This window comes from Sulfitobacter albidus (assembly GCF_018200035.1).
GTDB lineage: Bacteria > Pseudomonadota > Alphaproteobacteria > Rhodobacterales > Rhodobacteraceae > Sulfitobacter > Sulfitobacter albidus.
Window position 1 is genome coordinate 428,014 of record NZ_CP073581.1, and the last position, 24,083, is coordinate 452,096.

General features: G+C 65.7%; 23 protein-coding genes and 2 pseudogenes. 16 read left to right on the forward strand and 9 right to left on the reverse strand.

The genetic code is table 11. The features are described 5' to 3' along the window. The first annotated feature begins 130 nt into the window (after nucleotides 1–130). The 4 genes from xylB to hpaR all read left to right on the forward strand — a co-directional run bounded on the left by xylB (nucleotide 131) and on the right by hpaR (nucleotide 4,627). The gene (gene xylB / locus KDD17_RS01960) at nucleotides 131–1,567 is read left to right on the forward strand and encodes a xylulokinase (protein ID WP_212705049.1); all 1,437 of its coding nucleotides are present in this window, start codon (nucleotides 131–133) and stop codon (nucleotides 1,565–1,567) included. Nucleotides 1,568–1,686: 119 nt separating this feature from the next. Further along, nucleotides 1,687–3,495, forward strand: a complete 1,809-nt coding sequence (gene edd, locus KDD17_RS01965) for a phosphogluconate dehydratase (protein ID WP_212705050.1) — start codon at nucleotides 1,687–1,689, stop codon at nucleotides 3,493–3,495. Nucleotides 3,496–3,500: 5 nt separating this feature from the next. Beyond that, nucleotides 3,501–4,139: a bifunctional 4-hydroxy-2-oxoglutarate aldolase/2-dehydro-3-deoxy-phosphogluconate aldolase gene (locus KDD17_RS01970; RefSeq protein ID WP_212705051.1), complete on the forward strand. Its 639-nt coding sequence runs from the start codon at nucleotides 3,501–3,503 to the stop codon at nucleotides 4,137–4,139. Nucleotides 4,140–4,177: 38 nt separating this feature from the next. Continuing rightward, nucleotides 4,178–4,627: a homoprotocatechuate degradation operon regulator HpaR gene (gene hpaR, locus KDD17_RS01975; RefSeq protein ID WP_212705052.1), complete on the forward strand. Its 450-nt coding sequence runs from the start codon at nucleotides 4,178–4,180 to the stop codon at nucleotides 4,625–4,627. Between the two features lie 13 nt (nucleotides 4,628–4,640). Here hpaR and KDD17_RS01980 read toward each other — a convergent pair. After that, nucleotides 4,641–6,283 (reverse strand): annotated as a pseudogene (locus KDD17_RS01980) (sulfatase-like hydrolase/transferase). A gap of 197 nt (nucleotides 6,284–6,480) precedes the next feature. Here KDD17_RS01980 and KDD17_RS01985 point away from each other — a divergent pair. Beyond that, the gene (locus tag KDD17_RS01985) at nucleotides 6,481–7,404 is read left to right on the forward strand and encodes a lipid A-modifier LpxR family protein (protein WP_212705053.1); all 924 of its coding nucleotides are present in this window, start codon (nucleotides 6,481–6,483) and stop codon (nucleotides 7,402–7,404) included. Nucleotides 7,405–7,531: 127 nt separating this feature from the next. After that, nucleotides 7,532–8,599 (forward strand): Hint domain-containing protein, encoded by a 1,068-nt coding sequence (locus KDD17_RS01990; RefSeq protein ID WP_212705054.1) that lies wholly within the window; start codon nucleotides 7,532–7,534, stop codon nucleotides 8,597–8,599. Between the two features lie 71 nt (nucleotides 8,600–8,670). Here the strand turns inward: KDD17_RS01990 and KDD17_RS01995 are convergent, their stop codons facing one another. Next, nucleotides 8,671–9,243, reverse strand: coding sequence for a TlpA disulfide reductase family protein (locus tag KDD17_RS01995; RefSeq protein ID WP_212705055.1), 573 nt, complete (start codon nucleotides 9,241–9,243; stop codon nucleotides 8,671–8,673). 23 nt (nucleotides 9,244–9,266) lie between these two features. Between KDD17_RS01995 and argH the strand changes: the two genes are divergently transcribed. From argH to KDD17_RS02025, 6 genes are read left to right on the forward strand one after another with little or no spacing between them, the layout of a single operon-like run. Further along, a complete protein-coding gene (argH, locus tag KDD17_RS02000; RefSeq protein WP_212705056.1) occupies nucleotides 9,267–10,658 on the forward strand; it encodes an argininosuccinate lyase in 1,392 nt (463 codons plus the stop codon). Beyond that, a complete protein-coding gene (locus KDD17_RS02005; RefSeq protein ID WP_212705057.1) occupies nucleotides 10,655–10,828 on the forward strand; it encodes a hypothetical protein in 174 nt (57 codons plus the stop codon). Before argH ends, KDD17_RS02005 begins: the two co-directional genes overlap by 4 nt. Then, nucleotides 10,825–10,977, forward strand: a complete 153-nt coding sequence (locus KDD17_RS02010; protein WP_212705058.1) for a hypothetical protein — start codon at nucleotides 10,825–10,827, stop codon at nucleotides 10,975–10,977. Before KDD17_RS02005 ends, KDD17_RS02010 begins: the two co-directional genes overlap by 4 nt. Next, nucleotides 10,977–11,294, forward strand: coding sequence for a DUF2834 domain-containing protein (locus tag KDD17_RS02015; RefSeq protein ID WP_212705059.1), 318 nt, complete (start codon nucleotides 10,977–10,979; stop codon nucleotides 11,292–11,294). The genes KDD17_RS02010 and KDD17_RS02015 overlap by 1 nt, the downstream gene beginning before the upstream one ends. A gap of 33 nt (nucleotides 11,295–11,327) precedes the next feature. Next, complete coding sequence (gene lysA / locus KDD17_RS02020) at nucleotides 11,328–12,593, forward strand: diaminopimelate decarboxylase (RefSeq protein WP_212705060.1); 1,266 nt, start codon at nucleotides 11,328–11,330, stop codon at nucleotides 12,591–12,593. 39 nt (nucleotides 12,594–12,632) lie between these two features. Then, nucleotides 12,633–15,257, forward strand: a complete 2,625-nt coding sequence (locus KDD17_RS02025; protein WP_212705061.1) for a TIGR02302 family protein — start codon at nucleotides 12,633–12,635, stop codon at nucleotides 15,255–15,257. A 31-nt stretch (nucleotides 15,258–15,288) separates the two neighbouring features. Here the strand turns inward: KDD17_RS02025 and KDD17_RS02030 are convergent, their stop codons facing one another. After that, on the reverse strand, nucleotides 15,289–16,131 hold the full coding sequence (locus KDD17_RS02030; RefSeq protein WP_212705062.1) for a zinc-ribbon domain-containing protein: 843 nt from the start codon (nucleotides 16,129–16,131) through the stop codon (nucleotides 15,289–15,291). A gap of 174 nt (nucleotides 16,132–16,305) precedes the next feature. Between KDD17_RS02030 and KDD17_RS02035 the strand changes: the two genes are divergently transcribed. From KDD17_RS02035 to KDD17_RS02050, 4 genes are read left to right on the forward strand one after another with little or no spacing between them, the layout of a single operon-like run. Continuing rightward, on the forward strand, nucleotides 16,306–16,983 hold the full coding sequence (locus KDD17_RS02035) for a cell division ATP-binding protein FtsE (RefSeq protein ID WP_212705063.1): 678 nt from the start codon (nucleotides 16,306–16,308) through the stop codon (nucleotides 16,981–16,983). Beyond that, the gene (locus KDD17_RS02040; protein ID WP_254796860.1) at nucleotides 16,980–17,888 is read left to right on the forward strand and encodes a cell division protein FtsX; all 909 of its coding nucleotides are present in this window, start codon (nucleotides 16,980–16,982) and stop codon (nucleotides 17,886–17,888) included. The genes KDD17_RS02035 and KDD17_RS02040 overlap by 4 nt, the downstream gene beginning before the upstream one ends. Further along, nucleotides 17,885–18,625 carry a lysophospholipid acyltransferase family protein gene (locus tag KDD17_RS02045; protein WP_212705064.1) on the forward strand — a complete coding sequence of 247 codons (741 nt, stop codon included), beginning with the start codon at nucleotides 17,885–17,887 and terminating at the stop codon, nucleotides 18,623–18,625. The genes KDD17_RS02040 and KDD17_RS02045 overlap by 4 nt, the downstream gene beginning before the upstream one ends. Beyond that, on the forward strand, nucleotides 18,612–19,217 hold the full coding sequence (locus KDD17_RS02050) for a pyridoxamine 5'-phosphate oxidase family protein (protein WP_212705065.1): 606 nt from the start codon (nucleotides 18,612–18,614) through the stop codon (nucleotides 19,215–19,217). The genes KDD17_RS02045 and KDD17_RS02050 overlap by 14 nt, the downstream gene beginning before the upstream one ends. An 83-nt stretch (nucleotides 19,218–19,300) precedes the next feature. Here the strand turns inward: KDD17_RS02050 and lpdA are convergent. From lpdA to odhB, 6 genes and pseudogenes are all read right to left on the reverse strand, one after another. Next, nucleotides 19,301–20,688, reverse strand: a pseudogene (gene lpdA / locus KDD17_RS02055) (dihydrolipoyl dehydrogenase). 72 nt (nucleotides 20,689–20,760) lie between these two features. Continuing rightward, nucleotides 20,761–21,156, reverse strand: a complete 396-nt coding sequence (locus KDD17_RS02060; protein WP_212705066.1) for an MAPEG family protein — start codon at nucleotides 21,154–21,156, stop codon at nucleotides 20,761–20,763. Continuing rightward, nucleotides 21,156–21,419, reverse strand: coding sequence for a hypothetical protein (locus KDD17_RS02065; protein WP_212705067.1), 264 nt, complete (start codon nucleotides 21,417–21,419; stop codon nucleotides 21,156–21,158). Before KDD17_RS02065 ends, KDD17_RS02060 begins: the two co-directional genes overlap by 1 nt. A gap of 15 nt (nucleotides 21,420–21,434) precedes the next feature. Beyond that, complete coding sequence (locus KDD17_RS02070) at nucleotides 21,435–21,818, reverse strand: MAPEG family protein (RefSeq protein ID WP_212705068.1); 384 nt, start codon at nucleotides 21,816–21,818, stop codon at nucleotides 21,435–21,437. 18 nt (nucleotides 21,819–21,836) lie between these two features. Next, the gene (locus KDD17_RS02075; protein WP_212705069.1) at nucleotides 21,837–22,520 is read right to left on the reverse strand and encodes a hypothetical protein; all 684 of its coding nucleotides are present in this window, start codon (nucleotides 22,518–22,520) and stop codon (nucleotides 21,837–21,839) included. Further along, entirely contained in the window at nucleotides 22,520–24,079 is a 1,560-nt protein-coding gene (gene odhB / locus KDD17_RS02080; protein WP_212705070.1) for a 2-oxoglutarate dehydrogenase complex dihydrolipoyllysine-residue succinyltransferase, read from the reverse strand. The genes KDD17_RS02075 and odhB overlap by 1 nt, the downstream gene beginning before the upstream one ends. Between the last annotated feature and the right edge of the window lie 4 nt (nucleotides 24,080–24,083).

Genomic DNA, 24,083 nt, shown 5'->3' on the forward strand with positions numbered 1-24,083 from the left:
GTTCAACGGCGCGGGGCGTTGCGTCGGGGGCGTCGGGAAAGGCAGGGGGGGCAGCATTTGGAATACGGTGGACTTCCCCTGGCCTCGGAGATCATGCTGAGCCAGTTTGTGCGGTTTTGGAGGGTTGGCAATGTATTTGGGATTGGATCTGGGCACGTCCGGGGTAAAGGCGCTGTTGGTCGACGACGCGCAGCGGCGCGTGGGCGAGGGGCACGCGGCGTTGGGCGTGCAGCGCCCGTATCCCGGCTGGTCAGAGCAGGATCCCGACGACTGGATCCGCGCCTGTGAGGCGGCAATCGCCGATCTGCGCGCGCGGGCTCCCGAAGGTTTTGCCGCGCTTAAGGGGATCGGCGTGTCGGGCCAGATGCACGGGGCGACGTTGCTGGATGCAAACGACCGCCCCCTGCGCCCCGCGATGCTGTGGAACGACGGGCGGTCGGCGGCGGAATGCGCGGTGCTGGAGGCGCGGGCAGATTTTCGCGGGATCGGCGGCAATATCGTCATGGCAGGCTTTACCGCGCCCAAGCTGGAGTGGGTCCGCACGCATGAGCCAGAGATATTCGCCAAGATCGCCAAGGTGCTGCTGCCCAAGGATTACGTGGGCCTGTGGCTGACGGGTCGGCACATGTCGGAGATGTCGGATGCGGCGGGCACGCTGTGGCTGGACGTGGCGCGGCGCGACTGGTCGGAGGATCTGCTGGCGGCAACGGGGCTGAGCCGCGCGCAGATGCCAGAGTTGGTCGAGGGGTCGGCGGCGGCGGGATCGCTGCGCCCGGCGCTGGCGCAGACGTGGGGCGTGGGCGCCGTGACCGTGGCCGGGGGCGCGGGCGACAATGCCGCAACCGCCTGCGGCTTTGGCATCGTGCAGCCCGGCGAGGCGTTCGTCTCGCTCGGTACGTCGGGTGTCTTGTTCACCGCGACCGACCGGTTTGCCGCCAATACCGATGGGGCGGTGCATAGTTTTTGCCACGCGGTGCCGCAGACCTGGCATCAGATGGGGGTGATCCTGTCGGCGACGGATAGCCTGAATTGGCTGTCCGAGGTGACGGGGACGGGCGCGGCCGATCTGGCCGGTTTGGTCGCCCCGCCCACCGCGCCGTCGCCGGTGACCTTCCTGCCGTATCTGTCGGGCGAGCGCACACCGCACAATGCGCCCGAGGCGTCGGCAAGCTTCATCGGGCTGCGCCGCGATCACGGCCTGCCCGAGATGACGCAGGCGGTGTTCGAGGGGGTTGCCTTTGCCTTTGCCGATTGTCGTCGGGTGATCGAGGAGGCGGGGGCGCGGGTCGATACGGCGTGGGTCGCGGGCGGCGGCAGCCAGTCGGACGCGTGGTTGCAGATCATTGCGGCGGCCACGGGCATGACGCTGAAACTGCCCGACGGCGGCGCGCAGGGCGCGGCCTTGGGCGCCGCGCGGCTGGCTATGGCGGCCTGCGGGGAGCGCGATGTGTTTACCCTGCCCACGCTGGCGCGGGAGGTCACGCCGGAGCCGGGTCTGCAAGACGCCTACGCCGCGCGGATCGACACCTACCGCGAAGCCTTTAGCGCCCTTTCCGCCCTGTCCTGAGCGCCACGATTTGACAGCGGGTCAATGATGCGTTGCAATCGGGGTGAAACCCCCTATTGTGCGCCGTGTTAGCGCAAACATTGCGCCGCACCGCTGCATTGAGGCAAAAAGGATCGACCATGGCTCTTCATCCAGAGATCTCCCGTATCACCGACCGTATCGTCGCGCGCAGCGAAGGACCTCGGCGCGCGTATCTTGACCGGATGCAGGCGGCGCGGCGGCAGGGTCCGTCGCGCGGGCATCTGTCGTGCAGCGGGCAGGCCCATGCCTTTGCCGCCGCCGGGCCGGACCAAGAGGCGCTGGCGACCGGGGCGCAGGGTAATCTGGGGATCGTGACGGCCTATAACGACATGCTGTCGGCGCATCAGCCGTTCGAACGCTACCCCACGCTGATCCGGGACGCGATTCGCGCGGGTGGCGGCACCGCGCAGGTGGCGGGCGGAGTACCCGCGATGTGCGACGGGGTCACGCAGGGCGAGGCGGGGATGGAGCTGTCGCTCTTCTCGCGCGATGTGATCGCCTTGGCGGCGGGCGTGGCGCTGAGCCACAACACATTCGATGCCGCCGTGTTCCTTGGGGTGTGCGACAAGATCGTGCCGGGCCTCGTGATCGGGGCGCAGGTCTTTGGCCATTTGCCCGCCGTGTTCATCCCCGCAGGGCCGATGACCAGCGGTCTGGCGAATGAGGATAAGGCCAAGGTGCGCCAGGCCTTTGCCGCAGGCGAGTGCGGGCGCGCGGAGTTGATGGCGGCCGAAATGGCGGCCTATCATGGGGCGGGCACCTGCACCTTCTACGGCACCGCCAATACCAACCAGATGCTGATGGAATTCATGGGGCTGCACCTGCCCGCCACCAGCTTTATCAACCCCGGTGCCGAGATCCGCGATGCGCTGACGGTCGAGGCCGCGCGCCGCGCGCTGTCGATGAGCGATCTGGGCGAGGAGTATACCCCCGTCTGCGAGGTTCTGACCGAAAAGGCATTCGTGAACGGCATGGTCGGTCTGATGGCGACGGGGGGATCGACCAATCTGCTCATTCACCTGATTGCGATGGCACGGGCTGGCGGTATCATCCTTGATTGGCAGGATTTTTCCGAGATTTCCGATCTGGTGCCGCTGATGGCGCGCGTTTATCCCAACGGGCTGGCGGATGTGAACCATTTTCACGCGGCGGGCGGTCTGGGCTATATGATCGGGGAGCTGTTGGGCGCGGGCTTGCTGCACCCCGACACAAAGACGGTCGCGGGCGGCGGGCTGGAACGCTACACCCAAGAGCCGGTGCTCAAGGACGGCACGCTGACATGGCAGCCGGGCACCACCGTCAGCCTCAACGACAAGATCCTGCGCCCCGCCGCTGATCCGTTCCAATCCTCGGGCGGGCTCAAGCGTCTGGCGGGCGGGCTTGGCACCTCCGTGATCAAGATTTCCGCCGTGGCGCCCGAGCATCAGACGGTCGAGGCGCCGGTACGTGTGTTCCACACCCAAGAGGCGGTGAAGGCGGCGTTCAAGGCGGGTGAGCTGACCGGCGACGTGATTGTCGTGGTGCGCTTTCAGGGGCCCAAGGCCAACGGGATGCCGGAACTGCACAGCCTCACGCCGCTGCTGGGCATCTGTCAGGGGCGCGGGCAAAAGGTGGCGCTGGTCACCGACGGGCGTATGTCGGGCGCGTCGGGCAAGGTGCCCGCGGCGATCCACGTCTGCCCCGAAGCGCTGGACGGTGGCCCGATTGCCAAGCTGCAAGATGGCGATATCCTGCGCCTCGATGCCGGAGCGGGCACGCTGGAAATCATGACCGAGGGCGTGCTGGACCGCACCCCCGTGACCGCCGACATGAGCGGCAATGCCTTTGGCACCGGGCGCGAGCTGTTCGCGCCGTTCCGGGCCGCCGTGGGCGCCGCAGAGACCGGCGCAAGTATTTTTGGGAGCTGAGAGCCATGACTGACAAATCCATCGAGACCCGCAAGCTGGCGGCGCTTGCCCCGATCATCCCCGTGCTGGTCGTGGACGATGTGGCCGATGCCATGCCGTTGGCGCAGGCGCTGGTGCGCGGCGGGCTGCCGGTGCTGGAGGTGACGCTGCGCACCGATGCCGCGCTCGACGTGATTGCCGCCATGGCGGGGGTCGAGGGCGCGCGCGTGGGTGCGGGCACGCTGGTGAGCGAGGCGGATGTGGATGCGGCGATGAAGGCCGGGGCGACCTTTGGCGTCTCGCCCGGCGGGCCATCGGCGCTGGTCGACATCTGCGAGGCGCGCGGCCTGCCGTTTCTGCCCGGTGCCGTGACGGCGACCGAGGCGATGACGCTGTTCGCGCGCGGCTACGATCTGCTGAAATTCTTTCCGGCCGAGGGGGCGGGGGGCGTCAAGGTGCTCAAGGGGCTGGCGGGGCCGCTGCCCGACATTTCGTTCTGCCCCACCGGCGGTGTGAGCCTTGAGAACGCCGAGAGCTATCTGAGCCTGCCCAATGTGGCCGTGGCGGGTGGTAGCTGGATCGCGCCCGCCGATCTGGTACGCGCGGGGGATTGGGACGCGATCGAGGCGCGCGCACGCGCGGCCAGTGCGCTCAGCCGCGGCTAGTGCTTGCACGGGCGGGGTCGATCCGCCCATAGTTGCGCATGACCGACAAATCCCCCCGTTTGCGGCCCACCGACCGATCGCTGCCGATTGCCCTGCTGCGCGCCCGCGAGACGGTGATGGGACCGGTGCGCGACATGCTCGCCGACAGCGGTGTGAACGAACAGAAATGGCGCGTGCTGCGCGTGCTCGACGAGGGCGGCGCACAGGATCAGAACTCGATCGCGCGCGCCGCCTGCCTGCTGCTGCCGAGCCTTACGCGAATCCTGCGCGCGATGGAGGATGATCGCCTGATCTCGCGCGCGGAGGATCCGGACGACCGCCGCCGCTCCATCGTGCGGATCGAGGCGCCGGGCCGGGCGGTGCTGGACACCCACAGCGCGCGGGCGCAAGCGCTGGTGACCCGCATGCGCGCGGCTTATGGCGACGAAAAATTCGAACGATTGCTGGACCTTCTGGAGGATCTGCAGGCGCTTGAGGGCAGGCTGTAGTCAGGCGCGCGGCTCAGGTGTCGTCCAGATGGTTCTGCCGCGCGGCGCCCCGGTATTTCTGTGTCAGCTCGGCGTCGACCTCCGATCCGTCCCACAGGAAGGGCAGGATCCCGCGGCGCATGGATTTGCCGCGCGCGGCCTCGATGTCGTCGTCCGACCGTGTGACCCGCTGTGACATGCGCCGCCCCCATTGTGCGAGCATGTCGTAGAGCCGGGGCAGTTCCGGGTGGTCGGCGCCGCCCTTGCACAGATCGACGAGTTCTTGCGGATCCGCCTGCAGATCGAACAGCATCGGGCGGAACCCGCCCTCGGCGTGCATCAGCTTGTAGCGTCCGTCGAACACCATGAAGAGCCGGGCATCGCGCGGCTTGAGCCCCAGTTTCACGCATTGTGGCGTGGATGAATAATCGTACTCCGAGATTGCAAATTCTCGCCATCCCGGCGTCTCCCCGCGCAGCCAAGGCAAAAGGGAGCGCCCCTCGACGATATGATCCGGCACTTTGGCGCCCGCCGCCTCGATGAAGGTGGCGGCGAGGTCGATGCTTTCTACCAGGGCGTCGCAGGTGGTGCCGCGGGTGGCGTCTGCGTGCGTGCGCGGATCAAGGACGATCATCGGCACCTTGACCGAGGGTTCGTGAAAGAGATCCTTTTCCCCAAGCCAGTGATCGCCCAGATAATCCCCGTGATCCGAGGTCAGCACGATCATCGTGTCGCGGTCGCGGCCTGTGGCTTCAAGATGGTCGAGCAGGCGGCCTAGCTGGTCATCGCATTGCTTGATCAGGCCCATATAGGCCGGGATCACCTTGTTGCGGACCTCTTCGCGGCTGAAGGCCTGCGCGATCTTGTTGCCCATGTAGGCGCCAAAGACGGGATGCGGATCCTCCCGCTCCGCCTGCGCGCGCACCGCTGGCGGCACGTGTTCGGGGCCGTACATCGCGTGGTAGGGGCGGGCACGATAAACGGCCAATGCGGTTTGATATAGCTGACATGCGCGCACCACGGCCCTTCGGCCTGATCGATGAAATCGATGGTGCGCGAGGTGAGCCAGGGTGTCTCGCTATGCTCTTCGCGGATGTTGGCGGGTTTATCGGCGTTGCGGAACATCCAGCCTGAAGCAATCTGGTCATCGCTGACGCCGGCGTTGGCGTAATCCGCCCAGGGGTTGTCGCTGTCATAGCCCTGCGCCTTGAGGTATTCGTTATAGGGCGAGCGTTTTTCGTCGTAGAACCCGTCCGGCCCTTCGCCCCAGAGGCCATCGTCGCGTTCCCACACGTCAAATCCGCATTCCGCCTGCCGTGCGCCGATCACGCTGTCGGGCGCAAGGCCAAGGCGCGCCATGCCTTCGGCGTCTGCCTTCATGTGCGTCTTGCCGATCAGCCAGCAGCCCATGCCAGCGCGCCGCAGATGATCGCCCAGCGTCTGCTCGCCCACCCTCAGGGGAAATCCGTTCCACTGCGCGCCGTGGCTTGAGGCATAGCGTCCGGTATAGGTGCACATTCGGCTCGCCCCGCAGATCGGGGATTGCACGTAGGCGTTGGTGAACCGCACGCCTTTTGCAGCGACGCGATCGAAATTCGGGGTGTCGAGATGCGGATGCCCGGCACAGCCAAGATAATCGAAACGCAATTGGTCATACATGATGAACAGGATATTCATGCGGTGCTCTCCCCGGTGGTGTCAGGTGGTCGTAGCATGGCGCGCGGGACGGGTCAGCAGGGATTGCACCGCGACCGTGACCTCAAAGGCGCAGGCGGCGGGGATCTGCGCCCGGGTGGCACGAACGCCTTGTCCCCGCGGCGCCCCGCGCGCTAGACGGAGGGCCGCTGGGGGGCGATCATAGTCGGGAATAAACGATGTTTCGCCATATTGCAGCTGCCGCCGTCGCGGCCAGTGTCAGCTTTCTCACCCCCGCGAGCGTCGACGCGCAGCAGCGCGACCGCCTCGGCTACGGCCGGCTGATGAGCAATGATTATTTCGGTGATGGCAAGGACCGTTGGCGCACCGGATCGTGGACGTCCTCGCGGGTGTGGGGCAGCGATTGGAACGGTGCGCTTACACCCGGCTTTGGCGATCTGATCGAGCTGCGGCTCAGCTCAGAGATCATTGCACCGGATAATCTGGAGCGCCCGCAGGCCGGTGACCGGCGCTATGTCGGCGCGCTGTCGGCGGGGGTGCACACGCATTTTGAGTGGAACGGGCTTGAGACCGCGCTGGGCGCCGATCTGGTCCTGACCGGCTCCGGCACCGGGCTGGGCAGCCTGCAACGGCAGGTGCACAAGGCGCTTGGCGTGCGTGAGCCCTCGCGCGCGGTGCTCGACAATCAGATCAGCGGGGTGCATCCGACCCTCGTGGCCGAAATGGGCCGCACGCTGACCTTGTCACCGGACCTCACGCTGCGGCCCTTTGTCGAGGCGCGCGCGGGCGCGGAAACCATGGTGCGCGCCGGCGCCGATCTGACCTTTGGCGGCGTGGGTGCGGGGGAATTGCTGGTGCGCGAGAGTGTTTCGGGCCACCGCTACCGGGTGATCCAGAACGCAGACCCGACGGGGTTTTCCTTTCTTCTTGGCGCGGATTTTGCCCATGTCGCGGACAGCCAGTATCTGCCGGATGACGACGGGTTCGAGCTGACCGACAGCCGGGACCGCCTGCGCGCGGGCGTTCATTGGCAGGGGCGCACGGCCTCGGCGTTCTACGGGCTGACCTATCTGGGCGAAGAGTTCGAAGCGCAGACCGAGGGGCAGGTCATCGGATCGTTTCGCATCAACCTGAGCTTCTAAGCGCGGTTATCCACATTAGGGCCGTCGTGCAACATACCGCAGAAACCTGATTTTCACGCTTTCCACAGGGAATCGTCTTTGCTAGCGTCGGCCTCATAAAAAAATAAAACTGAGGCAGGCGGACAGTATGGGAACGGGCTTTAAGGGCACGTTCGTCATTTCCTGGTCGCAAACAGAAATCGATGGGCTCGACGCCGCACCCGTGCAGTCGTTGAGCGTGGGTGCCGCATGGGCATGGCGTGGGGACGCCGTGCGCGTGGACGGGCCGTCGGATGTGTTGCGACTGGATCAGGCGGACGGGGCGGAAGAGCTGCGCAAGCGCGCGGCGCGCATGGTGCACCGGTTGGTTGGGGCGGCGCTCGAACCGGGTGCCGCGCAGGCGGTGGCCAAGGGCGCGCCGGATGCGCCGCTGATGGACAACAGTTTTGTCGTGACCGACGGCAGCAAAAGCTACAGCGTGACCTTGATCGAGGTGGGCGGGGGCGCGCAGCCCTTGCTGATGTTTCTCAACGAGTTGCCGCCGCGCAATTGTGATCTGTGGATCGTGCACCATACGCTGGGTGTCAGCGCGACGGACACGGCGGCGCCGCAGCAAGGCGGCGTGATCTGTTTCACCCCCGGCACGATGATCCGCACCGCCTACGGGGTCGAGCCGATCGAGACCCTGCGCGAGGGTGATCTGGTGCAGACCAAGGACAACGGCCTGCAACCGCTCAACTGGATCGGACAGCGCCGCATGAGCGGGGCGCGGCTGTTTGCGATGCCCTACCTGCGCCCGGTGCGCATTGCCGGGGACGCGCTGGGAATGGCGCGGCCCGATCAGGATCTACTCGTTTCGCCGGAACACCGGCTTCTGATCAAGGGACCGCAGGCGCTGTCACTTTTCAACACGCCCGAAGTGCTGGTGACGGCGAAGGATCTGATCAACGGCAGCACGATCACCGTGGATACAAGCCTGCGCGAGGTCACCTATATCCACGTGCTGTTGGATCAGCATCAGGTGGTCTGGGCCAATGGCGTCGAAACCGAGAGCTTTCACCCGGCGTCCGCCGCGCTGGAGACGCTGGACGCCGAGGACCGCGCGCGTCTGGTCGCGGCTTACCCCGGCCTGGAGTTCGATCCGCACACCTACGGCAGCTACGCCCGGCGCACGCTTTCGGCCTCCGAGGCGGCGATCCTCAGCCACGCCGCCTGACGCGGGCGCAAAATTTCGGGGAAATTTTGGGACCAGAATTTCTGTGAAATTCTGTCAGCGCATGGGGTGGCCTAGCCGCTCGTATCCTGTGTGCTCAGCGCCTTGATGATGGCCTTGGCGCTGTCGGAGGCCCAATCGGCGTCGCCGCGCAGACGGGCGATTTCGCGCCCCTCTGGATCAATCAATACCGTGATTGGCAGGCCAAAGATCCCCATCTGGCTGGCCAGCGCCTGCCTGGGGTCCTGATGGCGGGGCAGGTTGCTGATGCCTGTTTCCTTGAAGAACTTCTGGATGCCCTGGGGCGAATTGCGTCCGGTGGCGATGGTCAGCACCTCAAAATTTTCGCCGCCGAGTTCGGCCTGAAGCTCTGACAGATGCGGCATTTCCTTGCGACACGGTGCACACCACGTCGCCCAGAAGTTCACCAGCACGTATTTGCCGCGGTAGTCCTCCAGCGTGGCCTTGCCTGCGCCATCGGCCAACTCGAACGGGGCGCCGGAGGTGGCCTTGGGCGGGGTATGCACGGCGAGTTTTTTCATGTCACCCGCGATCAGCGGCGTGATGAGGTCTGCGTCGCTTGCCAGCGCGGGGCTGGTGGCGAGGGCCGCCACCGTATAGAGAACGCCTAAACCGATTTTCTTCATGAAATCCTCCGCAGGACAAGACGATGACAGACAAGACTTCCAACAAGATGTGGGGCGGCCGGTTCGCCGACGGGCCCGATGCGATCATGGAGGCAATTAATGCCTCGATCGGGTTCGACAAGCGGATGGCGGCCCAGGATATTGCAGGCTCTCGTGCCCATGCGGCGATGTTGGCCGCACAGGGCATCATCGAGGATAGCGATGCGGAGGCGATCCGGGAAGGGCTGCTCACGGTCTTGTCAGAAATCGAGGCGGGGGAGTTTGCGTTTTCTACCGCCCTTGAGGACATTCACATGAATGTGGAGGCGCGTCTGAAGGAGGTCATCGGGGAGCCTGCGGGCCGTCTGCACACCGGCCGGTCGCGCAACGATCAGGTCGCCACGGATTTCAAACTCTGGGTGCGCGATCAATTGGACGCGACCGAGGGCGCGCTGCTGGCGTTGATCGCGGCACTGCTGGATCAGGCAGAGCGTGGGGCCGACTGGGTCATGCCCGGCTTTACCCATCTGCAAACCGCGCAGCCCGTCACCTGGGGCCACCACATGATGGCCTATGTCGAGATGTTCGGCCGCGATCTGAGCCGGGTGCGCGACGCGCGCGCGCGGATGAACGAAAGCCCGCTGGGGGCGGCGGCACTGGCGGGCACGTCCTTTCCCATCGACCGGGACGCGACCGCGCAGGCGCTGGGATTTGACCGCCCGGCGGCCAACAGCCTCGATGCGGTGAGCGACCGGGATTTTGCGCTGGAATTCCTCGGGGCGGCGTCGATTTGCGCCATGCACCTGAGCCGCTTTGCCGAAGAGCTGGTGATCTGGTCCTCGGCGCAGTTCCGGTTTGTGCAGCTGTCGGATCGGTTTTCGACCGGGTCGAGCATCATGCCGCAAAAGAAAAACCCCGACGCGGCCGAGCTGATCCGCGCCAAGGTGGGCCGCATCTTTGGCGCCAATGTCGCGTTGATGATGGTGATGAAGGGGCTGCCGCTGGCCTATTCCAAGGACATGCAGGAGGACAAGGAACAGGTCTTCGACGCTGCCGACAACCTGATGCTGGCGCTGGCCGCGATGGAGGGCATGGTTCGCGACATGAACGCCAGCCGCGACAGCCTTGCCGCCGCCGCCGGATCGGGGTTTTCGACCGCGACGGATCTGGCCGACTGGCTGGTGCGCGTGCTGGGCCTGCCGTTTCGCGAGGCGCATCACATCACCGGCAGCCTTGTGGCGATGGCCGAGGCGCAGGGCTGTGATCTGCCGGATCTGACGCTGGCGCAGATGCAATCGGCGCACGCGGGGATCACACAGGATGTATTCTCCGTGCTTGGGGTGGAAAACTCGGTAAACTCGCGGATATCCTACGGTGGTACGGCGCCCGCGCAGGTGCGCGCGCAGATTGCCCGGTGGCAGGAGATCCTTGGATGAAGACACCTCTTTTGATCGTGGTCCTCGTGACGCTCGCCGCATGCGGCGTGGATGGGGAGCCGGTGCAGCCCGCGGGAGGCGTGAACGTGACGCTGTCGCCTTCAGGCCTTGGCGTCGGTGGCACCGTGGGCGTGCGCAAGGGTCCGCTGACCGTGGGTCTGGGATTTTGAGGGCGCTGGCGGTCGTTCTCTTGCTGGCCGCGTGCACTGGGCCGAAGCCCGATCCGGACTACGTCTCTCCGCGCCAGCAGCCGTCGGTCACCACGCCCGGCGTGACGGTGTCGGGCGATGTGAGCGTGGGCGTGCTCAGGAGGTTTTGATGTCTGGACTGCGGTTGATCTATCTCGCCCTTGCGATCTGGGGGGCGATCCATCCGATGTATTATTTTGTCAGCTGGTTTCAGGAAAACGGCTGGGATCTGATGGCGATGGTGGATGCGTGGCACGTCAACGCCGCCGCCTCCGGCCTTGTGTGGGATCTGACGATTGCCGCCGTGACGCTGACGGTCTGGATCGTGGCCGAGGTCGCGGTGCGGCGCAACTGGGGCGCGCTGATTGCAATTCCCGCGACCTTCTGTATTGGGGTGAGCTGCGGCTTGCCGCTCTATCTGTTCCTGAGGTCCGCGCCCGTTCGCTAGGGCGGGATTTGCGTATTTGAGGCACAATGAAGCATGGATCATTTCATCTATCGTGACGGTGCGCTTTTTGCCGAGGACGTGGCAATTTCCGAGATTGCCGCGGCCGTGGGCACGCCGTTCTACGTCTATTCCACCGCGACGTTGCTGCGCCATTTTCGCGCCTTCGACGAGGCGTTGGAGGGGATGGAGCATCTGGTCTGCTATGCGATGAAGGCCAATTCCAATCAGGCGGTGCTGCGCACATTGGCGCAGGCGGGGGCGGGCATGGATGTGGTGAGCGAGGGCGAATACCGCCGGGCGCGGGCCGCGGGCGTCCCCGGTGAGCGCATCGTGTTTTCCGGCGTGGGCAAGACCGCGGGAGAGATCCGCGTGGCGCTGGAGGGCGGGATCCGCCAGTTCAACGTCGAGAGTGAGCCGGAGATGCAGGTGCTGAGCGATGTGGCCGCGCAGATGGGGATGGTGGCCCCGATCACCGTGCGGGTGAACCCGGACGTCGATGCCAAGACCCACGCCAAGATCGCCACCGGCAAGTCCGAGAACAAATTTGGCATTCCGATCGCGCGCGCGCGCGAGGTCTACGCGATGGCCGCTGCCCTGCCGGGGGTCGAGGTGATCGGGATCGATGTGCACATCGGATCGCAGCTGACGGATCTGGCGCCGTTTGAGTTGGCGTATCGCAAGGTGGCCGAGCTGACAGAGCAGCTGCGCGCGGATGGACACAGCATCACGCGGCTGGATCTGGGGGGCGGGCTTGGCATCCCTTATGAGACCGGCAACGCGGCGCCGCCGCTGCCGAGCGACTATGGCGCGATGGTCGCGCGCACGCTGGGGCATCTGGGGTGTGAGATCGAGATCGAGCCCGGACGGCTGATCGCGGGGAATGCGGGGCTGATGGTGAGCCGGGTCATCTATGTGAAAGAGGGCGAGGACCGCGAATTTCTGATCCTCGACGGGGCGATGAACGATCTGATCCGCCCGGCGATGTACGAGGCGCATCACGATATCATTCCGGTGATCGAGGCGGCACCGGGCACCGAAAAAACGCCCTATGACATTGTCGGGCCTGTCTGCGAATCGGGCGATACCTTTGCCAAGGGGCGCGACATGGTGCCGCTGGCGGCGGGCGATCTGGTGGCGTTTCGCAGTGCGGGCGCCTACGGCGCGGTCATGTCGTCCGAGTATAACAGCCGTCCGCTGATCCCGGAGGTGCTGGTGCACGGTGATCAATTCGCGGTTATCCGCGCACGCCCGACCTTTGACGAAATGATAAATCGCGATACCATACCGGAATGGCTTTAGGGGCGGTTCGCGCCTCTGCCAAACCAACGAGGCGCCGCGATGCATCCCTTCACGCCCAAAGATCTCAAGCACAGCCTTGACCGTTTGAAAGGTCCCGTGCGCCGCACCCTTTGGGGGATGCGCGCCGAAGTTGCCGTTCGCGCGCTGTGGCCGCTGATGGCGGTGGTGCTGCTGGCGCTGGCGGCGGTGATGATGGGGCTGCATGAGGTTTTGCCGATCGAGGGGCTTTGGGCTGCGGTCGGGCTGACGGTGGCGGGCATCCTGTGGGCGGTGGTCTATGCGGCACGGTCCTGGGTGCGGCCCACGCGCGTCGATGCGATGCTGCGGCTCGATGAGAGCCTGCCGGGACGGCCCATCACGGCGCTGATGGATGACGCGGCGATTGGCGACGGCGATGCGGCGTCGATGGCCGTGTGGCGGGCACACAAACGGCGCATGGCCGAGCGGGCGGCGGCGGCCGAGGCGGTGCCGGGCGATTTGCGGGTCTCGTCGCGCGACCCTTATGCGCTGCGCTATGTGGCGGTGCTGGCCTTTGGGATGGCGCTGATTTTTGGCTCTGTCTGGCGGATCGGCACGGTGGATGACATGGCGCGCGGCGGCGGCGATGCCTTGGCCAATGGCCCCGTGTGGGAAGGCTGGGCGGAGCCGCCGCGCTATACCGGCAAGCCGACGCTGTATCTGGCCGATCTGGACGCTGGCGCGCTGGATCTGCCGGTTGGCACGTTGATCACGCTTCGGCTTTACGGTGAGGTGGGCGCGCTGGAGGTCAGCGAAAGCGTGTCGGGGCGGGTGGCAGAGGCCGATCCCGAAGCGCCGCCGCAGATGTCGTTCGATTTCCGGGTCAATCAGGGCGGCACGCTCGCCGTTGACGGGCCGGGCGGGCGCGCGTGGGATATCGCGGTGATCGAGGATCAGGCGCCCGAAATCACGATCCTCGGGGCGCCGGAAGTGTCCGCGATGGGGGAGATGCGGCTGCCGTTCGCGGCCAAGGATGACTATGGTGTGGAGGCCGGCGAGGCGGTGATCACGCTGGATCTGGTGTCGGTCGATCGGCGCTACGGCCTGACTGTGGATCCCGAACCGCGCCCGGAGATCACCGTGCCGCTGCCGTTGCCCATCGCTGGCGACCGCGCGGCGTTCGAGGAAAACCTGATCGACGATTTCAGCCAGCACCCCTGGGCCAATCTGCCGGTGACCGTGGCGATGACGGCGCTGGACGCGGCGGAGCAGGCGGGCCAGACGGCGCCGACGCAGATGGTGCTGCCGGGGCGGCGCTTTTTCGATCCGACCGCGGCGGCGATCATCGAGATGCGCCGCGACATTCTGTGGAGCCGTACGAACCTTGCGCAGACCGCGCAGGTGATGCGGGCTGTCGGCTATCTGCCAGAGGATATCTTTCGATCCGACACGACCGCGCTGCGCCTGCGGCGTCTGATCGCGCGGCTGGAGACGCACGCGCGCTACGGCCTTGACCCGGAGATTCAGGACGACATCGCGCAGGACATGTGGGATCTGGCGCTGGAGCTGGAGATCGGCGATCTGGACGACGCGCGCGAGCGGATGCAGCGCGCGCAGGAGCGGCTGAACGAGGCGATGAAAAACGGCGCTTCGGACGAGGAAATCGCAGAGCTGATGCAGGAGTTGCGCCGCGCGACCGAGGAATACATGCAGCAGTTGCAACGCGAACAGGCGGAGCGTCAGGACGGACAGCAGCAGGGCCAGCAACAGCAGCAGGGCGAAACCATGCAGATGACGCAGGACGACCTGCAACGCATGATGGACCGCATTCAGGAGTTGATGGAAGAAGGCCGCATGGCCGAGGCCGAGGAAGCCCTGCGCGAGTTGCAGGAGATGATGGAGAACATGCAGGTCACCGAGGGCCAGCAGGGGCAAGGGGGCCAGTCTCCGGGCGAGCAGGCGATGGAGGGCCTTGCCGAGACGCTGCGCGAACAGCAGGGGCTGAGCGATCAGGCGTTCCGGGATTTGCAGGAGCAGTTCAACCCCGGCGCGCAGGCCGGTGAAAGCCAGGGTAACGAAGGACGCAACGGCGGTCAGGGCCGCGGGCAGAGCCACGAGGGCCAGCAGGGCCAGGGGGAGCAGGACGGCCAGCAGCAGGGCGAACAGGGCGGCGGCGGTGAACAGCGCCCCGGCGAGGGTCAGGGCGGCACGGAGCAATCATTGGCCGAGCGTCAGCAGCAATTGCGCGATGAGCTGAGCCGCCAGCAAGGCAACCTGCCCGGCTCCGGCACGCCGGAGGGCGAGGCCGCGCGCGACGCGCTTGACCGCGCCGGCGAGGCAATGGATCAGGCCGAGCAGAGCCTGCGCGAGGGCGATCTGCCCGGTGCCATCGACAACCAGTCGCAGGCGATGGAAGCGCTGCGCGACGGCATGCGCTCGCTGGGCGAGGCGATGAACGAGCAGCAGCAAAACCAGCAGCCGGGACAGGGCACGCAGGAAAGCGACCGACGTGCGCAGCAGCAGGATCCGCTGGGTCGCAGCCAGGGCACGAACGGCGCTACCGGCACGGATGAGCAGGCGGATCTGGGGGCGAACCCGTCAGAGCGGGCGCGTGAATTGCTAGACGAGATCCGCCGCCGATCGGGGGAGACCGAACGGCCCGAGCTGGAGCGCGACTATCTCAAGCGCTTGCTGGATCGGTTTTAGGGCAGCGGGGGAGTACCCCCGCGCGTTGGGGTTACTCGGTGGGAGGAGCGGGCTGTGCCGCGTCGGCGGGCGCTTCTTCGGCCACGCTGTCGAGCGATTGCAGCAGCCCGCGCACCTGACCATCGAGCCACAGACGCCCCCGGTCGATTGTCTGCACGTAGCGCGATAGCGGATCGGCCAGCGCGGGCACGGCCGCAGACAGGCGTGGCGCGAGAATGTAGATCGTCGCCAGCACGATAAAGATCAGCATGACCGTCAGAAACCCCGTGCGGAAACCACGGCGGCGTTTGCGCTGGTGGGTCGGCGCCTCGATCTGCGGTTGTGCATCTGCGTCGCCCCCGCCGGAGCCTGCACGCAGGCTCGAATTGATCTCGTCGATATCGGGCAAAAGATCGCGGCGCGCGCCAGAGGCGGCGGTGGCGGCTGTTGCGCGTGCTGTATCCTCGGGATCGGTGCCGCGCATCCGCGCCATGCGCTCGCGCGCTTCGCGGGCGCGTTTTTCGCCTTCGTCCTCGGGGCCGGGGGTCAGCCCCAGATCCGGCTGGCTTTCGAGCGGATCGCCGCGCTGGGCACGCTGGCGCGCGGCCTGCTCGGCCTCGGCTTCCTGACGCAGAATGTCGGCGACGGCGGGATCGAGTTGTTTGCGTTCCGGCTCGCGCGGCGATGGGGGCGGCGGTGGCGGGGGCGGGGCAACTTCCTCATCCGCCGGGGCGTCCTGCGGAGACTCCTCCGCCTCCTCCTCAGAGGGGTGATCAGGGTGGTGTTGAAACCACGTCTGACCACAGTTGGAGCATTGCACGTCACGGCCCGTCACTGGCATGACCTCGTCGGGCACCTCGTATTGGGCGTCGCAATTCGGACAGACCAGCCTCATGTTCGATCCTGCTGCATCGGTTTTGCCCCGTTTGCCTATTAACCCACTCGTTAACGCGCAGCATAAGGTGTATGCCTGCGTGCGAAAAGTGCAATTTCGTCCAGACTTCCCGGTTGCGCGTGTTGAACGCAGAGCGGTGCGCTGGCACAACAGGCGCGATCGAGGGGTGTGCAGGTGATCGAACTTGAGAATGTGGCCTACAGCTACGGCGGTGGCGAGCTGTTATCGGAAATCTCGCTGAAGCTGGTGCCGGGGTCGTTTCACTTCCTGACCGGGCCCTCCGGGTCGGGCAAGACCACCCTGATGAAGCTGTGCTACGGGGCGCTGCTGCCGACTTCGGGTCAGGTGCGCCTGTTCGAGGGCGATGTGCGCGGGCTGAGCCGCGATGACGTGGCCATGGTGCGCCGCCGGGTGGGCGTGGTGCATCAGGATTGCCAATTCCTCGATCATCTGCCGGTGGCAGAGAATATCGCCCTGCCGCTGCATGTCTCGGGGCGCAGTGCCGAGGCCGCCGGGCAGGATCTGGATGATCTGATGCATTGGGTCGGCCTGACAGAACGGGCCCACGCGCGCCCGCCCGAACTGTCGGGGGGCGAGCGGCAGCGCGCGGCGCTGGCGCGGGCGGTCATCATGTCGCCCGACGTGGTCCTCGCCGATGAGCCCACCGGCAACGTCGATTGGGAGATGTCGCAGCGCCTGCTGCGCCTGCTGATCGAGCTGAACCGCATGGGCAAGACCGTGCTTGTCGCGACCCATGACCTGAGCCTCATCCGCGCGACCAAGGCGCATGTTCAGGCGCGCGTGCTGCGCATCGCCAATCGGCGCATCCAGCTGGCGGGGGCGGACCTGTGAGCCGGGTGCTGGATCCGCTGCGCGCGTTTGTGGCCAAGGATGCGCAGGCCGACCGGGTCGTGCCGCCGTCGGGGTTCACCGCGCAGCTGACGGTATTTGCCGCGGGCGCGATGGCGTTTCTGGTGGTGTTCGCGCTGGCGCTGTCGTTGGCTGCGGGTCGTCTGGCCGAACGCTGGGGCGCCGAGCTGGGCCGGTCGGCCACCATTCGCATCACCGCTACCGAGGATCAGCAAGGCGCGCAGACCGAGGCGGCGCTGGCAATCCTTGCGACCACGCGCGGCGTGGCGCAGGCCCGCGCGCTGAGCGACGAAGAGCAGGCAGCGCTGCTGGCGCCGTGGTTCGGCAACGGGCTGGCGCTGGACGCGCTGCCCGTGCCGCAGCTGATCGAGGTGATCGAGACGGCAGAGGGGATGGACGCCACCGGCCTGCGCCTGCGCCTTGCGGCAGAGGTGCCCGGCGCGGTTCTGGACGATCACAGCCGCTGGCGCGCGCCGCTGGTACAGGCGGCGGACCGGCTGCGCACGCTGGGGGCGGTGTCGATCCTGCTGATCGCGGCGGTGACGGCGGCGATGGTGACGCTCGCGGCCAACGCTGCGCTGGCGGCCAATGCGCAGGTGATCGCCGTGCTGCGGCTGGTCGGCGCGACGGATGCCTATATCGCCAATGCCTTTATCCGCCGGTTTACCCTGCGCACGTTGTTGGGTGCGGGCGGTGGCATGGTGCTTGGCATGCTGGCCGTCCTTCTGATGCCGTCGGGCGGCGATGAGACGGCAAGTTTTCTGACCGGTTTGGGGTTGCGCGGCTGGCATTGGCTGTTGCCGCTGCTGATCCCGCCGCTTGCGGCCGGGGTCGCGTTTTTGGCCACGCGGCGCGCCGCGCGCCGCACGTTGGAGGGGCTTTCATGATCGCTGTTCAATGGATCCGCTCGTTGCTGTTCTCGCTCAGCGCCACGGTTTCGCTGCCGATTATCGGGCTGCTCTATGCGCCCTGGGCGATGGTGTCGAAACAGGGCGCGTACGCGGGGTGCCGTGCCTACGCGCGGTTCACCATCTGGAGCGCGCGCTGGATGGTCGGCCTGCGCTGCGAGGTGCGTGGCACACCGCCCACGGGCGAGGCGCTGGTGGCGGCCAAGCATCAGTCATTTCTTGATATTCTGATGATTTTCAACGCGCTTCCCCAGTCGAAATTCATCATGAAGAGCCAGCTGCGCTACGCGCCGTTTCTGGGCCAATACGTGCGCAAGATGGAGATGATCTTTGTCGATCGGGGCAAGCGCGGGGCGGCGATCGCGCAGATGGTCAAGGAGGTCGAGGCCGGGCGCCGCGACCCCGGTCAGCTGGTGATCTATTCGCAAGGCACCCGCTCGCGCCCCGGATCGCGCATGCCCTACAAGGTGGGCACGGCGGTGCTGTATGAACAGCTGGGGCAGGATTGCTATCCTGTGTCGACGAACGCGGGCGTATTCTGGCCGCGCCGCGGGCTTTACCGGCGACCCGGTGTGGCCGTGGTCGAATTCCACGACCCGATCCCGCCCGGCCTGCCGCGCGATGTGTTCATGGCGCGGCTCGAGGAGACGGTTGAGCAGGCGTCGGACAGATTGCTCGAAGAGACGGGGCATGGGGCGCTCTATGCGCCGGATTGAGGATATCGCGTCGCTGGAAGCGCTCTACGGCACGCCGGGGGCAGCGGCGACCCGCAAGGTGGCGGATCATCTGACGCCGCTCTATCGCAAGTGGATCATGGCGGCGCGCTTTTGTGTGCTGAGCACGGTCGGGCCGGAGGGCACCGACGGCAGCCCGCGCGGTGATGATGGTCCGGTGGTGCTGGAGCTGGATCCGCGCAGGCTCGCGCTGCCGGATTGGCGGGGGAACCAGCGGCTCGATTCCCTGCGCAATATCGTGGAGGACGGGCGGATATCGGTGATGTTCATGGTGCCTGGATCCGACACTGTTGTGCGGGTGAACGGGCGTGCGTGGCTGACGGATGATGCCGATCTGCGTGCGCGGTTCGAGCGGACCGGGCGCCAGCCCGCGACGGTGATCGTGATCGAGATTGCGCAGGTATATACGCAATGCGCCCGGGCGCTGATGCGCGCGGGGCTCTGGACCGCGGGGGACGCAAGCGAGGGGTTGCCCAGCGTTGGCGAAATCCTGGCCGAAATGACCGCCGGGGCAGAGGGCGGTGCGGCCTATGACAGCGCCTGGCCCGACCGCGCCAAGCGCAGCATGTGGTAGGCGCGCGCCACGGAGACGCGCGCGCGGGCAAATCCTCTTCGAGGATTTGGGTCCAGACTTTGTCCCAAAGTCTGGGGCGCCCGTTACATGTGGATCGGACCGTCACCGCAGGCCAGCGCTGCTTCGCGCACCGCTTCGGAATAGGTCGGGTGGGCGTGGCAGGTCATGGCAAGGTCCTGGGCTGACGCGCCAAATTCCATGGCGACGCAGACCTCGTGGATCAGATCGCCCGCCGCGGGGCCGATGATGTGGCAGCCCAGAATACGGTCGGTTTCCTTGTCGGCCAGCAGCTTCACAAAGCCATCGGCGGCAAAATTCGCCTTGGCCCGACCGTTGCCCATGAAGCTGAACTTGCCGACCTTATAGGCGCGGCCCTCGGCCTTGAGCGTCTCTTCGCTAGCACCCACATTTGCGACCTCTGGGTGGGTATAGATCACGCCGGGGATGACGCCATAGTTCACGTGGCCGTGCTGGCCCGCGATGGCCTCCGCGGCGGCCATGCCTTCGTCCTCGGCCTTGTGGGCCAGCATCGGGCCTTCGATCACGTCGCCGATAGCGTAGATGCCTTTCACGGAGGTGCGCCACTGGTCGTCCACGGCGATCTGGCCACGGTCGGTCATGGCGATTCCCAGCGCGTCGAGGCCGAGCCCGTCGGTAAACGGTTTGCGTCCCGTTGCCAGCAGAACGGCGTCGGCATCCAGCGTATGCTCACTGTCGTCCTTGCGCAGTCTGTAGGTCACTTTCGCCTTTGTCTTGGTCGTCTCGGTGCTTTGCACCGCGGCGCCGAGGATGAATTCAAGCCCCTGTTTTGTCAGCAGCTTCTGGAACTGCTTGCTGACTTCGGCATCCATGCCGGGGGTGATGTGATCGAGGTATTCCACGACCTTCACCTCCGCACCGAGCCGCGCGTAGACCGAGCCCAACTCAAGCCCGATGACGCCCGCGCCGATCACCACCATCTTCTTTGGGACCTTGCCCAGCGACAGCGCACCGGTGGAGCTGACCACGCGTTCCTCGTCGACCTCGACGCCTTTCAGCGAGGCGGGCTCGGAGCCGGTTGCGATGATGATATTCTTGGCCTCGTGCACGTCGTCGCCGACCTTTACCTTGCCCGCTTCCGGGATCGTGGCCCAGCCCTTGATCCAGTCTACCTTGTTCTTTTTGAACAGGAATTCGATGCCGCTGGTGTTGCTGTCGATGGTGCCTTGCTTGTACTTCTGCATCTGGTCCCAATCGACCGAGGGCTTTTGCCCTTCAGGCCCATTTCGGCAAAGTTATGCTCTGCCTCGTGCAGCATATGGCTGGCGTGCAGCAGCGCCTTGGAGGGGATACAGCCCACGTTCAGGCAGGTGCCGCCGAGGGTGGCGCGCCCTTCGACGCAGGCGGTTTTCAGGCCCAGTTGCGCGCAGCGAATGGCCGCGACATAGCCGCCGGGGCCGGAACCGATGATGATGACGTCGTAGGCGGACATGGCGTGTCTCCTTGGAATATTTGGCGGTGCACGGGGCGTACACGAGGCGTGCACAGGGCGTGCATACGCGTATCAGATAAGGGCTGCGATGAGCATGAGGAAGGTGGCCGCGAACCCGACGGCCCAGATGAGTGAGCGACCGGGCCGCAGGCCAAAGGCGTAGGCGGGCACGTAGAGCACGCGCGCGGCGAGGTAGACCCAGGCGAGGATCGCGGTGTGGCCGGAGTTCTGCCCCGACATCTGCACCACGCCGACGGCGATGCCAAACAGGATCAGCCCCTCGAAATGATTGTCCATCGCGCGCCCCAGCCGCGCGGTGCGGTCCGAAAGCGGGCGCGAGGGATCGCGGTCGCGCGCGGACATGGTGTAGCCCGGCCCCAGCTCGCGGTTGGCGGGCACGGCGTAGAGCACGAATTGCACGATCTGCAACAGGGCGGCGAGGGTGAGGGCGGCAAGCTCGGGCGTCATCAGGCGGTCTCGATGAAGTGGTGGCTGGCGGAGTTGACGGTGCCGCCGTCATCGAGGCTGAGCGCGTTGGAGCGCGCGATCCAGTCATTCGCGCGGCCCCGGTCGTTCACGGCCAGCAGCACAAAGGCGCGGGCGCTGTCGTCGGCGGCGCGCCAGACCTGCAGCACGCCAAGGCCCGCGTTGCGCCGCGCCTCTTCGTCGGCGTCAAAGGCACGTTTCCAGTCGTCGAAACCGGTCACCTCGAATTCGCAGATCAGTTGCATGGCGGCTCCTGTAGATTAAAGGGCAAGCAGGTAGAGCGAGACGGTCGCGACGAATCCAACCGTCCACGCCAGCGAGCGCACGCCGGTGATGCCGAAGGCATAGGCGGGCAGGTAGACGACGCGCGCGATGAAGAACACCGTGGCCGCAAGGACGGAGGCCGGGGTGGATTGATCGGTCACGAGGATCAGCAGCACGGCGGGCGCAAAAAGCGCCATGGCGGTGATCGCGTTGGTCAGCGCACGGTTGAGCCGCGCGGCCATGCCCGTGACCTCGCGCGGTTCGTCCCGCGCGCCCATGAGATAGGCAAGGCCCAGCTGGCCAAGCGAGCCCGTCGCCTGCCAGACGACGGTAAGGGCGGTGAGAAGGCCGTAGGCCACGAGGGCTTGGAGTTCAGTCATTGTTGATACCGCATAAGCTTATCTAGGTCCTGCTATTTGTTTGTGAGGAGACGGCAAAAGAAGCCGCTTTTCTTCCTCAATCAATCGTAATTCTTCACCGGCAGTGCTTTGTTGCTCAGCCCCCAGGATCATTTGAATAGTGCTGAAAGCTTCTGGGGCTTGCGCCAAGCTCGTAGTAGTCATGGCCACTACTGTGGATAGCGAGGCTAGCCATGTCAGCGCTGTGCCAATTCTTGTCCTAGGTTGGTTAATTTCTCTTCGAAAGTCTTCGAGCAGCCGAAACAGCGCGCGTTTGCGCGCGTCCGACTCTTCGAGTCGATTAATCTCCAGCTCAATCTGGTGCGATAACTGCAAGATTTGGGTCTTCGCATCGGTGCTGAGAGCAACTCTTCCAAACGGATAGTCTGGCTTTACGGAAGACCAGATCTGTGTCTGTGCACGACTTACATCAAGTTGAAATGCGTTAAGCCTTTCATCAATGTTGTGTGCACCAGAAATCGACACATCAGGCACTTCGTAAGTTCTTGCGAGCTGGTCGACGACAGTCATGTATTGATTCTTCAGGACAGAATCGGGAATTCCCGTGGCTTCATCAAGTAAGTCTTGCAGCCTTCCCCTAGCAATACGTTCAAGTTGTATCCACTTGTAGTGCGCCTCCTCGGGCAACTCTGAGAAGTCGTCCTCACGAATTAACTCAATCATCACAAATCCATCAACAGCCGCCGCGGATCCTCCAGCGCTTCCTTCACGCGTACGAGGAAGGTCACCGCGCCTTTACCGTCCACGATACGGTGGTCGTAGCTCAGCGCGAGGTACATCATCGGGCGGATAACGACTTCGCCGCCGATGGCCATGGGGCGGTCCTGGATCTTGTGCATGCCGAGGATGCCCGATTGCGGTGGGTTCAGGATCGGGGAGGACATCAGCGAGCCGTAGACGCCACCGTTGGAGATGGTGAAGGTGCCGCCCTGCATTTCGGCCATCGACAGCTTGCCGTCGCGGGCGCGGGCGCCTTTTTCGGCGATGGCTTTTTCGATGTCGGCGAAGGACATCGCGTCGGCGTCGCGGATCACCGGCACCACGAGGCCCGTGGGCGTGCCTGCGGCGATGCCCATGTGCACGAAATTCTTGTAGACCACATCGGTGCCGTCGATTTCGGCGTTGACCTCGGGCACTTCTTTGAGCGCGTGGCAGCACGCCTTGGTAAAGAACGACATGAAGCCGAGTTTCACGCCGTGCTTCTTGAGGAAGAGATCCTTGTATTCGTTGCGCAATTCCATGACCTCGGTCATGTCGACCTCGTTGTAGGTCGTAAGCATCGCGGCGGTGTTCTGGCTGTCCTTGAGGCGGCGCGCGATGGTCTGGCGCAGGCGGGTCATCTTGACCCGCTCCTCGCGGGACGCGTCATCGGCGGAGACGGGCGCGCGCGGCGCGGCGGACGGGGCGCTGGCGGGGGCGGATTTGCCCATCTCGAGCGCTTTGGCGACGTCTTCCTTCATCACGCGGCCGTCGCGGCCTGACCCTGTGACCTGATCGCGGCTGAGCCCGGCTTCGGCCATGGCTTTCTTGGCCGAGGGGGCGTCTTCGACGTCCTTGCCGGTGCTGTCGGATTTCTGGGCGGCGGGGGCCGGGGCCTCTTCGCTCGCGGGCGCGGAGGCGCTCGCGCCGTCGCCGCCGGAGATCACGGCGAGTTTGGCGGAGGCTTCCACGGTGCTGCCCTCATCGGCGAGGATTTCGGTCAGCGTGCCTGCGGCGGGGCTGGGCACCTCGACCGAGACCTTGTCGGTTTCCAGCTCACACAGCATTTCGTCCTGTGCGACGGTGTCGCCGACCTTCTTGAACCAGGTGCTGACGGTCGCTTCGGTGACGGACTCGCCCAAGGTCGGCACCATGACGTCGACGTTGTCGCCGCCCTTGGGCGCGTCGTCCTTGCCCTGATCGGCCTTGCCGCGCGGTGCCTGGCTTTCGGCATCGTCGTCCTTGGTGGCTTCCTTGCCCTTGGGCGCGGCGTCGGAGCCTGCGTCCCCTTCGGAGACGGTCGCCAGCAGGGCGTCAACGCCCACGGTCTCGCCCTCGGGGGCGACGATATCCTCAAGTGTGCCCGCCACGGGGGAGGGTACTTCGACGGTGACCTTGTCGGTTTCCAGCTCGCAGAGCATCTCATCGACGGCGACGATATCGCCGGGTTTCTTGAACCATGTGGCCACGGTGGCTTCGGTGACGGATTCGCCCAGGGTGGGCACGCGGACTTCGCTACTCATCTGA

What these genes read in the sequence shown, in the direction of transcription:
- KDD17_RS02015 (WP_212705059.1), top strand. Translation starts at nt 10,977, where the DNA reads ATGTCTGGACTGCGGTTGATCTATCTCGCCCTTGCGATCTGGGGGGCG.
- argH (WP_212705056.1), top strand. Translation starts at nt 9,267, where the DNA reads ATGACAGACAAGACTTCCAACAAGATGTGGGGCGGCCGGTTCGCCGAC.
- KDD17_RS02060 (WP_212705066.1), bottom strand. Translation starts at nt 21,156, where the DNA reads ATGACGCCCGAGCTTGCCGCCCTCACCCTCGCCGCCCTGTTGCAGATC.
- KDD17_RS01970 (WP_212705051.1), top strand. Translation starts at nt 3,501, where the DNA reads ATGACTGACAAATCCATCGAGACCCGCAAGCTGGCGGCGCTTGCCCCG.
- KDD17_RS02075 (WP_212705069.1), bottom strand. Translation starts at nt 22,520, where the DNA reads ATGATTGAGTTAATTCGTGAGGACGACTTCTCAGAGTTGCCCGAGGAG.
- KDD17_RS02030 (WP_212705062.1), bottom strand. Translation starts at nt 16,131, where the DNA reads ATGAGGCTGGTCTGTCCGAATTGCGACGCCCAATACGAGGTGCCCGAC.
- KDD17_RS02025 (WP_212705061.1), top strand. Translation starts at nt 12,633, where the DNA reads ATGCATCCCTTCACGCCCAAAGATCTCAAGCACAGCCTTGACCGTTTG.
- KDD17_RS02045 (WP_212705064.1), top strand. Translation starts at nt 17,885, where the DNA reads ATGATCGCTGTTCAATGGATCCGCTCGTTGCTGTTCTCGCTCAGCGCC.
- hpaR (WP_212705052.1), top strand. Translation starts at nt 4,178, where the DNA reads ATGACCGACAAATCCCCCCGTTTGCGGCCCACCGACCGATCGCTGCCG.
- lysA (WP_212705060.1), top strand. Translation starts at nt 11,328, where the DNA reads ATGGATCATTTCATCTATCGTGACGGTGCGCTTTTTGCCGAGGACGTG.
- KDD17_RS01995 (WP_212705055.1), bottom strand. Translation starts at nt 9,243, where the DNA reads ATGAAGAAAATCGGTTTAGGCGTTCTCTATACGGTGGCGGCCCTCGCC.
- KDD17_RS02005 (WP_212705057.1), top strand. Translation starts at nt 10,655, where the DNA reads ATGAAGACACCTCTTTTGATCGTGGTCCTCGTGACGCTCGCCGCATGC.
- KDD17_RS02050 (WP_212705065.1), top strand. Translation starts at nt 18,612, where the DNA reads ATGCGCCGGATTGAGGATATCGCGTCGCTGGAAGCGCTCTACGGCACG.
- KDD17_RS02070 (WP_212705068.1), bottom strand. Translation starts at nt 21,818, where the DNA reads ATGACTGAACTCCAAGCCCTCGTGGCCTACGGCCTTCTCACCGCCCTT.
- KDD17_RS01985 (WP_212705053.1), top strand. Translation starts at nt 6,481, where the DNA reads ATGTTTCGCCATATTGCAGCTGCCGCCGTCGCGGCCAGTGTCAGCTTT.
- odhB (WP_212705070.1), bottom strand. Translation starts at nt 24,079, where the DNA reads ATGAGTAGCGAAGTCCGCGTGCCCACCCTGGGCGAATCCGTCACCGAA.
- edd (WP_212705050.1), top strand. Translation starts at nt 1,687, where the DNA reads ATGGCTCTTCATCCAGAGATCTCCCGTATCACCGACCGTATCGTCGCG.
- xylB (WP_212705049.1), top strand. Translation starts at nt 131, where the DNA reads ATGTATTTGGGATTGGATCTGGGCACGTCCGGGGTAAAGGCGCTGTTG.
- KDD17_RS01990 (WP_212705054.1), top strand. Translation starts at nt 7,532, where the DNA reads ATGGGAACGGGCTTTAAGGGCACGTTCGTCATTTCCTGGTCGCAAACA.
- KDD17_RS02065 (WP_212705067.1), bottom strand. Translation starts at nt 21,419, where the DNA reads ATGCAACTGATCTGCGAATTCGAGGTGACCGGTTTCGACGACTGGAAA.